Annotated in this window: 10 protein-coding genes; all 10 read left to right on the top strand. The window is 35.1% G+C overall.

From position 1 onward, the window contains the following. The first annotated feature begins 1 nt into the window (after position 1). The 10 genes from EDD66_RS07980 to EDD66_RS07935 all read left to right on the top strand — a co-directional run bounded on the left by EDD66_RS07980 (position 2) and on the right by EDD66_RS07935 (position 13208). On the top strand, positions 2-1162 hold the full coding sequence (locus tag EDD66_RS07980) for an MFS transporter (protein ID WP_123609051.1): 1161 nt from the start codon (positions 2-4) through the stop codon (positions 1160-1162). Positions 1163-1357: 195 nt separating this feature from the next. Further along, positions 1358-2281, top strand: a complete 924-nt coding sequence (gene hprK, locus EDD66_RS07975) for an HPr(Ser) kinase/phosphatase (RefSeq protein WP_123609050.1) — start codon at positions 1358-1360, stop codon at positions 2279-2281. A gap of 64 nt (positions 2282-2345) precedes the next feature. Continuing rightward, positions 2346-3284, top strand: coding sequence for an ROK family glucokinase (locus EDD66_RS07970; RefSeq protein WP_123609049.1), 939 nt, complete (start codon positions 2346-2348; stop codon positions 3282-3284). Positions 3285-3511: 227 nt separating this feature from the next. Further along, positions 3512-4441: a UDP-N-acetylmuramate dehydrogenase gene (gene murB / locus EDD66_RS07965; RefSeq protein WP_243115327.1), complete on the top strand. Its 930-nt coding sequence runs from the start codon at positions 3512-3514 to the stop codon at positions 4439-4441. Between the two features lie 18 nt (positions 4442-4459). Further along, on the top strand, positions 4460-5335 hold the full coding sequence (rapZ, locus tag EDD66_RS07960) for an RNase adapter RapZ (protein ID WP_123609048.1): 876 nt from the start codon (positions 4460-4462) through the stop codon (positions 5333-5335). A 93-nt stretch (positions 5336-5428) separates the two neighbouring features. Further along, the gene (gene whiA / locus EDD66_RS07955; RefSeq protein ID WP_123609047.1) at positions 5429-6415 is read left to right on the top strand and encodes a DNA-binding protein WhiA; all 987 of its coding nucleotides are present in this window, start codon (positions 5429-5431) and stop codon (positions 6413-6415) included. After that, positions 6390-6647 (top strand): HPr family phosphocarrier protein, encoded by a 258-nt coding sequence (locus EDD66_RS07950; RefSeq protein WP_123609046.1) that lies wholly within the window; start codon positions 6390-6392, stop codon positions 6645-6647. Before whiA ends, EDD66_RS07950 begins: the two co-directional genes overlap by 26 nt. Before the next feature lie 74 nt (positions 6648-6721). Next, on the top strand, positions 6722-10210 hold the full coding sequence (locus tag EDD66_RS07945) for a DNA polymerase III subunit alpha (protein ID WP_123609045.1): 3489 nt from the start codon (positions 6722-6724) through the stop codon (positions 10208-10210). 59 nt (positions 10211-10269) lie between these two features. After that, complete coding sequence (gene pfkA / locus EDD66_RS07940; protein WP_123609044.1) at positions 10270-11244, top strand: 6-phosphofructokinase; 975 nt, start codon at positions 10270-10272, stop codon at positions 11242-11244. Between the two features lie 224 nt (positions 11245-11468). After that, complete coding sequence (locus EDD66_RS07935; protein ID WP_123609043.1) at positions 11469-13208, top strand: ABC transporter ATP-binding protein; 1740 nt, start codon at positions 11469-11471, stop codon at positions 13206-13208. The last annotated feature ends 28 nt before the right edge of the window (positions 13209-13236 follow it).

Raw genomic sequence — 13236 nt, 5'->3', positions numbered from 1 at the left:
TATGTTATCTTTATTATTAGCAATTATTTATATATCTTTTATCAGTCTTGGGCTGCCGGATGCACTTCTGGGCTCTGCATGGCCGGCCATGTATAAAGAGATGCAGGTTCCAATTTCTTCTGCAGGGATGGTATCCATGATCATTGCAGGGGGAACGATCATTTCAAGTCTAAATAGTGATCGTTTTATAAAAAAGATCGGGACCGGGAAACTGACAGCTATAAGTGTAGGTATGACGGCAGTGGCCTTATGGGGGTTTTCAACTTCTCATTCATTTTTAGTGTTGTGTGCCTGGGCAATTCCTTACGGACTTGGTGCAGGTTCTGTTGATGCAGCATTAAATAATTTTGTTGCACTTCATTATAAAGCAAAGCATATGAGCTGGCTTCACTGCTTTTGGGGAATTGGTGCTACACTTGGTCCATATCTGATGGGATATTTCCTGACTGTAGGTATGAAGTGGAATATGGGATACTTTACAATATCCGTGATTCAGATTGTATTAACTGGAATTTTGATTCTTTCCCTGCCACTTTGGAAGAAGAATGATACTGCTTTTTCAGAAGAAAATGAAGAGACAAAATCTTTAAGTATGAAAGAACTACTTAAAATCAGTGGAGCCAAACCAACATTAGTTGCTTTTTTTTGCTATTGTGCACTAGAAGCGACCACTGGCTTATGGGGAAGCAGCTATTTAGTAATGGAAAAAGGAATCACAGCAGAAACAGCCGCTAAATGGATTTCATTATTCTATTTTGGAATTACTTTTGGAAGATTCCTAAGTGGATTTCTGGCAATAAAATTATCTAATAAAAATATGGTCCGCATTGGACAGGGAGTTGCTTTTCTGGGAACCACTGTTTTATTATTACCATTAGGCATTTATGGATTATGCGCCGGGTTCATCCTGATAGGAATGGGATGTGCACCAATCTATCCATGTTTATTACATGAAACACCTGAGAATTTTGGGAAAGATTTATCTCAGGCTATTATGGGAATGCAAATGGCATGTGCCTATGTAGGATCAACATTCATGCCCCCATTGTTTGGTCTCATTGCGGAGCATATAAATATTAAACTATATCCGTTTTATCTTGTGATTTTTGTGATTGTTATGATCATAATGGTAGAAATGGTAAACCGGATAAAGAATAAATAGAAAGTAGTATATAAATGACCCTTAGTGTGCAAGCACCCACGGGTAATTTATATACTACTTTCTGCATGGCTGAACTGTAATGAAAAGTTATAATTTACGTTATAAAAAATATGTGTTAGAATGGAAAGTATGAAAAAGTAAGTAAATAACTGAGATATATGAAAAATAATATGTTTATTTAGAAGGAGAAGAAGAATGTATACAGTAGGGTTGCAACAACTTATTGATAAAATGAATCTTGAAAATTGTACGCCGGAAATTGATATTTCCAACATAGAAATATCCCAGACTGATGTGAATCGACCAGCACTTCAATTAGCAGGATTTTTTGATCACTTTGATTCTAATCGAATTCAGGTTATTGGACATGTTGAGTATACTTATATGCAAAAAATGGAGAAAGACCATGGCATCGGAATTCTAAGCAGAATTTTTGAATGTCAGGTACCTTGCATTGTATTCTGCAGAAATATGGATATTGAAGAAGGTATTTTACAATTAGCAGTAAAATATGGTATTCCTATTTTAAGAAGTAGAAAAACTACTTCATCATTCATGGCGGAAGTAATTCGCTGGTTAAATGTAGAGTTAGCGCCAAGAATATCAATCCATGGAGTATTGGTAGATGTTTATGGTGAAGGTGTCTTAATCACTGGTGAAAGCGGCATTGGTAAAAGTGAAGCAGCTCTTGAACTGATTAAAAGAGGGCATCGTCTTGTAACAGATGATGTGGTTGAAATAAAAAAAGTAAGTGATGAAACATTAATTGGAACAGCTCCGGATATTACAAGACATTTCATCGAATTAAGAGGTATTGGAATTATTGATGTTAAGACATTATTCGGTGTTGAAAGCGTTAAGAATATACAATCCATTGATTTAGTCATTAAATTAGAAGAATGGAACAGAGATCAGGAGTATGATCGTCTTGGGTTGGAAGAGACATATACGGAGTATCTTGGAAATAAAGTGGTCTGCCATTCCATACCAATCAGACCAGGTAGAAATCTGGCAATTATTGTAGAAGCGGCAGCCGTTAATTACAGGCAGAAAAAGATGGGCTATAATGCAGCTCAGGAACTTTATAACCGTGTAACCAATAACCTAATGAAAAAATAATGTAAAAAGGTTTCATTATAGAAATTAAAAAGAATAAGGCTATTACTACTAGGAGGAACTAAAAATGCACAAATATTGTTTTGGAGTAGATGTGGGGGGGACCACAGTAAAAATCGGACTTTTTACACTGGAAGGAAATATAGTGGACAAGTGGGAAATTACTACAAGAACTGAGAACGGTGGTATCAATATACTTCCAGATGTTGCAAAATCGATTGAAGATAAATTAAATGAGAAAAACATACAGAAAGAAGAAGTAAAAGGAGTAGGAATAGGTGTTCCGGGTCCAATTACTGAAGATGGAACAGTCTTAACCTGTGTTAACCTGGGATGGGGCGAATTCAATGTGGCGAATGAGATTAAAAAACTAACAGGATTTGAGAATGTAAAAGTAAATAATGACGCAAATATTGCTGCCCTTGGTGAAATGTGGCAGGGCGGCGGAAAAGGCTATAACAATATAATTATGGTTACTTTAGGCACAGGTGTAGGTGGTGGAGTAATCTACGACGGTAGAATTTTAACCGGTGTTCGGGGAGCTGCCGGTGAAATTGGTCATATGACAGTTGACTTTAATGAACCAGACTCATGTAATTGTGGTAAACATGGCTGCCTTGAACAATTTGCTTCTGCAACAGGAATTGTAAAAGAAGCTAAGAGAGCACTTGCAAAATCTAATGATTCTTCATTAAATAAGATTGAAAATCTTACGGCAAAAGCTGTATTTGATGCTGCCAAAGAGGGAGATGAGTTAGCGTTATCACTAGTGGACCAATTGGGAAGATATCTTGGTGTTGTTGCTTCTCATGTAGCGGCAGTAATTGATCCGGAAGCATTTGTCATCGGTGGTGGTGTATCAAAGGCGGGTACCATTTTAACCGATGTTATTAAAAAACATTATGAAGCCAATGTTATGTACGCTTTAAAAGGAAAAGAATTTAAACTTGCAACATTAGGAAATGATGCAGGTATCTTTGGAAGCGCTAAAATGGTAATTGATTAAGATTAAGAAATAGGGGAAATTCCTTATTTCCCCATCTAAAGTCAATATAAAACTATCATTATTACCAAAAATTTATTAAAACGTAAAATTGAGCTTTCTATTGCTTGAATTAGTGATACATTTATTGTATGATAACAATGTTATAATCGCTATGATACATATCAAAAGGAATATAATTGCTTATAATGATATAGAATAATAGCAGGAATATTTAAAGGGGTATTAAATTGGATAAAGATATTTATAGTCAGCTTATGACTGTTCTTAGCGAAGAAAAAATTAAAATAGATGAACCAATGTCTATGTATACTACATTTAAAATAGGTGGAAAAGCTGATTTTTTGGTATCACCTGGTACAATAGATGAAGTCGTTGCGGTTGTTTCCTTATGTAAAAGTAAAGAATTTCCATATTATATTATTGGGAATGGAAGTAATTTGTTAGTGGGAGATAAGGGATATCGAGGAGTCATTATCCATATATCTACCCAGTTAAGTCATGTCAGAATAGAAAAACTTGAATCTTCAGATTCATATAAAGTAGTAGCAGAATCAGGAATTATGCTTTCAAAGCTATCCCATGAAATAGCAATAAATGAGTTAACTGGTTTTGAATTTGCAGCAGGAATACCAGGGTCACTGGGCGGGGCCATAACGATGAACGCCGGAGCTTATGGCGGTGAGATGAAAGATTGTGTCATTGGAGCCACTGTAATAGATGAAACAGGCAATGTGATCAAACTTAATAAAGAACAGCTTAATTTTGGATACCGCATGAGTGTAATTCAAAAGAGAGGACTGATTGTCCTTGAAGTCACCTTTGAATTTATAAAAGGGAATAAAGAAGCTATATTAAACACCATTAATGATTTGAATGCCAGAAGGAAAGACAAACAGCCTTTGGAATATCCAAGCGCAGGCAGTACATTTAAAAGACCAGAAGGATATTTTGCAGGGAAGTTGATTATGGACTCAGGGTTACGAGGTTTTCGAATCGGAGATATTATGGTATCAATGAAACATTGTGGTTTTGTTATCAATGTTGGACAGGGCACAGCGGCAGATGTGAAAAAACTGATAGCCCATATTGACAATACGGTATATGAGAAATACGGAATTCATCTGGAACCAGAAGTAAGACTCATAGGAGAATTTTAGTTATACAGGAGGCAGAGCATGAGATTTGTAATAGTTACAGGTTTATCAGGTGCAGGGAAAAGTTCGGCCCTTAAGATGCTTGAAGATTCTGGCTATTTTTGTGTAGATAATCTGCCGATTCAGTTAATCATAAAGCTAGCCTGGCTGACGTTAAAAGAACGTTCTGACATAGATAAAATAGCCTTGGGAGTAGATATACGAAGTGGTCAGGAACTTGCAGAATTAGAAGATATATTTAAGACTTTAAAGTCAAATAATTATAATTATGAAATATTATTTTTAGATGCCAGTACAGATGTGTTAGTAAAGAGATTTAAAGAGACTAGGAGAATACATCCATTATCCGGTAAAGGGAGAGTGGATCGAGGAATTGAGATAGAAAGAGAAAAGCTGGAATTCTTAAAAAGGAAGGCTGATTATATTATTGATACCAGCCAGCTGCTGGTAAGAGAATTAAAAGTTGAAATTGATAAAATATTTGTAAAAAATGAAAAGTATAATAACTTTTTTATTACAATTGTATCCTTTGGGTTTAAGTATGGAATACCAATGGATTCCGATCTTGTTTTTGACGTTCGCTTTTTACCAAATCCATATTATGAACCGGAATTAAAACCTTTATCAGGGAATGACAAGCCGGTATATAACTACGTTATGGCGAATCCTGCGGCAGAGGAATTTCTGGAAAAAGCATGTGATATGTTTCGGTTCCTCATCCCAAATTATATTTTGGAAGGGAAGAACCAATTGGTAATAAGTATTGGATGTACAGGAGGGAAACACCGTTCTGTCACTTTGGCCAATGCAATTGTTAAAAAACTATCCACATTAGAATATGGAATCAAAGTGGAACACAGGGATATTGAAAAAGATACACTTTTAAAGAAACATTAATTCATAAATTTCTATGTGAGCATATATTTTTGCTTCAATAGAATAGAAATTAGAATCATAGAGATTCTAATATATATGAAACGAGGTTATCATATGTCGTTTTCAATGGAAGTAAAAGAGGAATTATCAAATCATATACCACCTGCAAGACACTGCCAAATAGCTGAAATAGCTGCTATTTTTAGCTTGTGCGGCCGTATATTGATTAGTGATAAAGATAAATATACAATAAAGATTCATACAGAGAATCTAAGCGTGGCAAGAAAATATTTTTCTTTAATACGAAAAACATTTAATACAATTCCAGAAGTATCTATAAGAAGAAATGTGAATGCTGCAAAGAGTAAGGTTTATATCATAACAGTGAAAGAAGACGATACTTCCCTTAAGATATTAAAAGCAACTAAATTAATGGATGATAGTGGACAAATTGGTGAAGATCTATCTATACGGAGCAATTTAGTTATTCAGAATGCATGTTGCAAGCGAGCTTTTATCAGAGGCGCATTTCTTTCAAGCGGTTCTATAAGTGATCCTGAGAAAACATATCATTTTGAAATAGTGGTTACTACACATGGGAAGGCAATTCAGCTAAAAGCAATCATTAACTCATTTAATATAGATGCAAAAATAGTAATTCGTAAGAAATATTATGTTGTATATGTAAAAGAAGGTTCACAAATTGTTGATATATTAAATGTAATGGAAGCCCATGTTGCTTTAATGAATCTTGAAAATGTAAGAATTGTGAAAGAGATGAGAAATTCTATTAACAGACAGGTAAACTGTGAGACTGCAAATATTAATAAAACAGTGGTGGCAGCAACGAAACAGATTGATGATATACTGTATATTAAGAATACTGTTGGTTTAAGTGAAGTATCAGAAGGGCTTGAAGAAATTGCTGCTTTGCGAATAGAATATCCAGAAGCGTCACTAAAAGAATTAGGAGCACTGCTTAGTCCGCCGATCGGGAAATCGGGGGTAAATCATAGATTACGTAAACTAAGTATTATAGCGGATCAATTAAGGGAACAAAAGGAGGATTTAGGTTATGATAACAAAGAAAATAACAATTAAAATTCCAACAGGATTAGAAGCAAGACCAGTAGCATTATTAGTTCAAGTTGCGAGTCAATATGAAAGTAATATTTATGTGGAATGTGAGAATAAGAAAGTAAATGCAAAGAGTATTATGGGAATGATGAGTTTAGGACTTGCAGCCGGTGAAGATGTTGTAGTAACTGCAAATGGAATGGATGAAGAAACTGCTATTGAGAATATTGAAAAATATCTTAGCAGTAAAGCTTAAATAATTCAACCTGATAATGGAACCTCTTTCAATCTCGGAAGAGGTTTTGTTCTATATATTAAGAAGGTGATATGATGAATTTTACACATTTACATGTCCATACCGAATTTAGTTTATTAGACGGCTCTTGTAAGATCAAAGAGCTTGTTTCCAGAACCAAAGAACTTGGAATGGATAGTATTGCGATCACAGATCATGGTGTTATGTATGGTGTGATTGATTTTTACAAAGCAGCAAATGAGGCAGGAATAAAACCAATTATTGGATGCGAAGTTTATGTGGCGCCCAATTCCAGATTTGACAGGGAGGCAAATTCCTCAGAGGAACGTTATTATCACCTTGTGTTATTAGCTGAAAATAATACAGGGTATTCTAATTTAATGAAGATTGTATCCAGAGGATTCACGGAAGGGTTTTATTATAAACCAAGAGTAGATTATGAAGTATTAGAACAGTACAGTGAAGGAATCATTGCACTTACAGCATGTCTTGGCGGTGAGGTCGCTTCCAATCTTCGCAGAGGATTTTACGAAGAGGGAAAAGAGTCAGCTTTAAAGTTACAGAATATATTTGGGGAGAATAATTTCTTTCTTGAATTGCAAGACCATGGCATTGGAGATCAGCAGACGGTTAACCAGGGACTGTTAAGAATACATGAAGAAACGGGGATACCACTTGTAGCTACCAATGATGTCCACTATATTTTAGAAAGTGATGCAAAAGCTCATGATATACTTTTATGCATTCAGACCCAGAAGAAAGTGACGGATGAGAATAGGATGCGTTATGATGGAGGCCAATATTTTCTAAAGTCGCCAGAAGAGATGTTAGAGCTTTTTCCTTATGGAAAAGAAGCATTAGAGAATACTCATAAAATTGCAGACAGATGTAATGTGGAGATAGAGTTCGGTAAATATAAATTACCAAAATATCCGGTTCCAGATGGATATACATCATTGGATTATCTTACAATGATCTGTAATCAGGGATTTATAAAAAGATATCATGAACCATCAGAGGAACTAAAGAGCCGTCTCGAGTATGAATTAGAAACCATTAAAGATATGGGGTTCGTGGATTATTTTTTGATCGTTTGGGATTTTATCAAATATGCAAAAGATAATGATATCATAGTAGGGCCGGGGAGAGGCTCTGCAGCAGGGAGTATTGTTTCCTATTGTTTAGAGATTACAAATATTGATCCCATTAAATATAATCTGCTGTTTGAACGTTTCTTAAATCCAGAACGACTTACAATGCCTGATATTGATATTGATTTCTGCTATGAGAGAAGGCAGGAAGTCATTGATTATGTAGTAGAAAAATATGGAAAAGACAGAGTGGTGCAAATCATTACCTTTGGAACTATGGCTGCAAAAGCAGTTATCAGAGATGTTGGACGAGCATTGGATTTAAGTTATGCCTACGTGGATACTATTGCCAAGATGATACCAACAGAGCCTGGAATTACTATAAGTAAGGCATTGGAAATAAACCCGGAATTAAAAAATTTATATAATTCTGATGAACAGGGCAAATATCTAATTGATATGTCTTTACGTTTAGAAGGTTTGCCAAGACACACTTCGATGCATGCAGCGGGAGTTGTTATTAGTAATACTTCAATCGAAGAATATATTCCATTATCAAAATCTTCAGATGAAAGTATCACGACACAGTTTACTATGACAACCATTGAAGAATTAGGGCTGCTTAAAATGGACTTTCTTGGACTTAGAACTCTTACAGTGATACAGAATGCTGTAAACCTTGTGAATAAAAAATTAGATGGGGAATATGCCATAGATATCGATGCCATAGATTTTAAAGATGAAGCAGTTTTTGATTTAATTGGCGCTGGTAAGACAGAAGGTGTTTTCCAATTAGAAAGTGCAGGAATGAAGAGTTTCATGAAGGAGCTCAAACCAGAAAACCTGGAAGATATCATTGCCGGTAATGCCCTTTATCGTCCAGGACCAATGGATTTTATTCCAAAGTATATTCGTGGTAAGAATGAAAAGACTAATATTCACTATGATTGCCCCCAATTAGAACCAATTCTGGAGCCTACTTATGGATGTATTGTATATCAGGAACAGGTTATGCAGATTGTTAGGGATCTTGCTGGTTACAGTTATGGAAGAAGTGATTTGCTCCGCCGTGCAATGTCAAAGAAAAAAGCATCTGTTATGGAAAAAGAAAGACAGAACTTTGTATATGGTAATGAAGAAGAGAATGTTATTGGATGTGTAAATAATAATATCACAGAAGCAGTTGCAAATCATATCTATGATGAAATGATAGATTTTGCAAAATATGCTTTTAATAAGTCACATGCTGCTGCTTATGCTGTTGTAACTTATCAGACTGCATATTTAAAACACTATTATCCCTTGGAATTTATGGCTGCTCTTATGACTTCTGTTATGGATAATATGAATAAAGTTTCTGAATATATTTTTACCTGCAGACAAATGGGGATTTCAATTTTACCTCCTGATATTAATGAAGGAGAAAGTAATTTCTCAGTGAATGGAAATTCCATTCGTTATGCTCTGTCTGCCATAAAAGGCGTCGGTCGCCCTGTGATTGAAGCAATTGTCACAGAACGTATGTCCGGCGGAAATTTTAAAACTTTAAAAGATTTTATCGAAAGACTGTCGGGAAAAGAAGTAAATAAAAGAACAATAGAAAGTTTCATTAAGTCAGGGGCTCTGGATAGTCTTCCGGGCACGAGAAAACAGAAAATGCTGTCTTACATTCAGATATTAGAAGGAGTAAACCAGGAAAAGAAGAAAAAGCTTACGGGACAGATGAGTTTATTTGATTTTGCCACCGATGATGAAAAATTGGAATATGAAGTGAATTTCCCAGATGTAGGTGAATATTCAAAAGACATTATTTTAAGCTTTGAAAAAGAGGTAATAGGAATTTATGTAAGCGGCCATCCTATGGATGAATATGAAGAGATGTGGCGCAATAACATAACTGCGACTACAGGAGATTTTATGCTGGATGAAGAAACGAATAAGACCAAAGTAGCAGATGGCAGTACAGTGACCATTGGTGGAATGATTACCTCAAAGACTATCAAATCCACAAGAAATAATAGTATGATGGCTTTTATTACTATTGAAGATTTATTAGGAACAGTGGAAGTAATCGTATTTCCGAGAGATTATGAAAAGAATAAGTCTTTACTTTTTGAGGATAATAAGGTCTTTTTAAAAGGAAAGGTTACTGTGGAAGAAGATAAGAATGCTAAACTTATATGCCAAAGTATAACGGCATTTGACAGTATTCCTTTGGAACTATGGGTCCGGTTTGAGGCAAAAGAGGACTTTATCAAAAATGAACAAAGTTTATATGAGATTTTAAGTAAATATGATGGTAATGACAGTGTAAGCATCTTTTGTGAATGTGAAAAGGTTATAAAACATCTGCCGAAAAGTAAGAACATTAAGGTGGAAAAGTCTTTGATACATATTCTTGAGGAAAAATATGGGCAAGATAACATTAAGGTGAAGCAAAAGAGTATTGAAAAAAATACAAATATGCTATAAAATATAATAAATTTTTACAAAAGCACAAGCGAAACGTAAAACCTAATGGAGGTAATAAAATGTCTAATAATATTAAAACGATAGGTGTATTAACAAGTGGTGGAGATGCACCGGGAATGAATGCCGCGATAAGAGCTGTTGTTAGAGTAGGTATTTCTGCTGGATTGAAAGTAAAAGGTATAAGACGTGGTTATGCAGGGTTATTAGAAGAAGATATCATTGATATGACTGCTGAAAGCGTTTCTGATATCATACAAAGAGGCGGCACAATCATTTATACTGCACGTTGTAATGAATTTAAAACTCCAGAAGGGCAACAAAAAGGTGCGGATATTTTAAGAAAACATAATATTGATGGACTGGTAGTCATTGGTGGTGATGGTTCCTTCCAGGGAGCTAAGAAATTAGCAGGATTAGGAATTAACACAGTGGCATTGCCAGGAACGATAGATCTTGATATAACATGTACTGATTATACAATTGGTTTTGATACTGCAGTTAATACAGCAATGGAAGCAATTGACAAAGTAAGGGATACCTCAACATCTCACGAAAGATGCAGTATCATTGAAGTTATGGGGCGCAATGCAGGCTATATTGCTCTTTGGTGCGGTATTGCCAATGGAGCAGAAGAGGTCTTGATCACTGAAAGATACGACCATAACGAACAAGCAATTATAGACAATATTCTTCAAAAGAAAAAAGTGGGAAAAAGACATCATATTATTGTAAATGCGGAAGGTATTGGCGATTCATTTGGAATGGCTAAGAGAATTGAAGCAGCAACTGGTGTTGAAACAAGAGCAACCGTAATCGGTCATATCCAAAGAGGCGGCAGTCCAACATGTAAAGACAGGGTATATGCATCAATTATGGGAGCAAAGGCCGTTGATTTATTAACTGAAGGTAAATCAAACCGGGTAATTGGTTACCGTGGCGGTGAATTTGTGGATTATGATATTGATGAAGCATTATCCATGACAAAAGATGTGGATCAATATGTATATGAAACTGCCAGAAGATTATCCAGATAATTTAAGATACTATTAAATTTAAGGGCTATCTCACAATTATTTTATTGTGGGATGGCCTTTCCTTGGTAATAATATTTATTATTAAGTATTTGGGATGCTCTATAATCATGCCATTTGTGATACAATTGATATGATGCCCATGTGAAAGGTATCTTCACAGAGGAATTTGTAACATAAATCCGGGATACTATAGTATCCCAATCGACTACCTAAGGAGGTGCACAATGAATAGAAAGACAAAGAAATTCCTATCCTATTATAAACCATATAAATCATTATTTTTTACGGATATGTTTTTTGCATTATTAGTTTCTGCAATTACTCTGGTATATCCGTTAATTGTTCGATACATAACGAATACTATATTAGTTCAATATGAAATTGAAGCAGCCATGTCACACATTTTTAAATTAGCAGTGGTTATGGTGGGGCTTGCCATATTGGAACTTATCGGTAACTTTTATATAGCTTATAAAGGTCATATTATGGGTGCAAAGATGGAATTTGATATGAGGAATGAAATCTTTGAACATTATCAAAAGTTATCTTTTAATTTTTATGATAACAAGAAAACCGGACAGCTCATGACCAGAATTACCAATGATTTATTTGATATTACAGAGTTATGCCATCATGGACCGGAGGATCTTGTAATCTCTATTATTAAATTTGTAGGTGCATTTGTAATACTTATCTCTGTAAATCTGCCTCTCACTATACTTGTATTTGCGTTTCTTCCGATTATGCTGTTCTATGCTATGCATATGAAGAATAAGATGAATGGTGCCTTTCGAAAGAATAGGGAAAGAATCGCCGATATTAACGCTCAGATAGAAGATAATCTTTCAGGTATACGTGTAGTTAAATCTTTTGCAAATGAAAAGGTTGAGATGGAGAAGTTTCATAGAGGAAATTCACGGTTTGTAGACAGCAAAAAAACAAGTTATTTTATAATGGCCGTTTTTCACTCAGGCCTGGGTCTGTTTATTAGCTTAATTAATGTTGTCGTTATCATTGGTGGCGGCTATTTCATTTTAAAGAAGGTAATATCCCTTGGTGATCTGCTCACATTCTTACTATACATTAATAACTTAATTGATCCGGTAAAAAAATTAATCAACTTTACAGAACAATTCCAAAATGGTATTACCGGCTTTGACCGTTTTATGGAAATATTAGATATCGAGCCTGATATCCAAGACAAAAAGACGGCAAAAGAATTAATAGATGTAAAGGGAGATATTGAATTTAGAGATGTAACATTTAAATATGATGATACAAGTGCAGATGTCTTCCGTAATATCAACTTAAAAGTGGAAGCCGGTGAATATATTGCACTTGTTGGTCCATCCGGTGTAGGAAAAACGACTATGTGCAGTCTGATTCCACGATTTTATGAAGTATCAGAGGGCAGCATATTAATAGATGGGAAAGATATCAGAGATATAAAATTAAAGTCACTAAGAAAGAATATTGGTATTGTCCAGCAAGATGTATATCTATTTGCAGGAACGGTTTTTGACAATATCCGATATGGTAAATTAGATGCTACTACGGAAGAAATAATAGAAGCAGCGAAAAATGCCAATGCTCATGACTTTATTATGGAGCTTCCAGACGGGTATGACACATATATTGGTCAAAGAGGTATTAAACTATCCGGCGGCCAAAAACAAAGATTAAGTATTGCCAGGGTATTTCTCAAAAACCCACCGATCCTAATTTTTGATGAAGCGACCTCAGCACTGGATAATGAAAGTGAAAAGGTGGTACAGGACTCCTTAGAAAAGCTTGCCAAAAACAGAACTACTTTTGTAATTGCCCACAGGCTTACAACAATCCAGAATGCTAAAAGTATTGTAGTTCTTACAGAGGAAGGGATCAAAGAAAAAGGAAGCCATGAAGAATTATTACAACTGGACGGAATCTATGCGAGCCTGTATAATATAAGACAGAATAAATAGTTTATTTTATTGGTTGTATTTGATGAAA

The sequence above is a fragment of the Mobilisporobacter senegalensis genome, assembly GCF_003752155.1.
In the GTDB taxonomy this organism is placed as follows: Bacteria; Bacillota; Clostridia; order Lachnospirales; family Lachnospiraceae; genus Mobilisporobacter; species Mobilisporobacter senegalensis.
This window is presented reverse-complemented; position numbering and strand designations above follow the sequence as displayed.

Coding starts and splice junctions, on each gene's coding strand:
- EDD66_RS07980 (WP_123609051.1), top strand. CDS start 2: ATGTTATCTTTATTATTAGCAATTATTTATATATCTTTTATCAGTCTT.
- hprK (WP_123609050.1), top strand. CDS start 1,358: ATGTATACAGTAGGGTTGCAACAACTTATTGATAAAATGAATCTTGAA.
- EDD66_RS07970 (WP_123609049.1), top strand. CDS start 2,346: ATGCACAAATATTGTTTTGGAGTAGATGTGGGGGGGACCACAGTAAAA.
- rapZ (WP_123609048.1), top strand. CDS start 4,460: ATGAGATTTGTAATAGTTACAGGTTTATCAGGTGCAGGGAAAAGTTCG.
- whiA (WP_123609047.1), top strand. CDS start 5,429: ATGTCGTTTTCAATGGAAGTAAAAGAGGAATTATCAAATCATATACCA.
- EDD66_RS07950 (WP_123609046.1), top strand. CDS start 6,390: ATGATAACAAAGAAAATAACAATTAAAATTCCAACAGGATTAGAAGCA.
- EDD66_RS07945 (WP_123609045.1), top strand. CDS start 6,722: ATGAATTTTACACATTTACATGTCCATACCGAATTTAGTTTATTAGAC.
- pfkA (WP_123609044.1), top strand. CDS start 10,270: ATGTCTAATAATATTAAAACGATAGGTGTATTAACAAGTGGTGGAGAT.
- EDD66_RS07935 (WP_123609043.1), top strand. CDS start 11,469: ATGAATAGAAAGACAAAGAAATTCCTATCCTATTATAAACCATATAAA.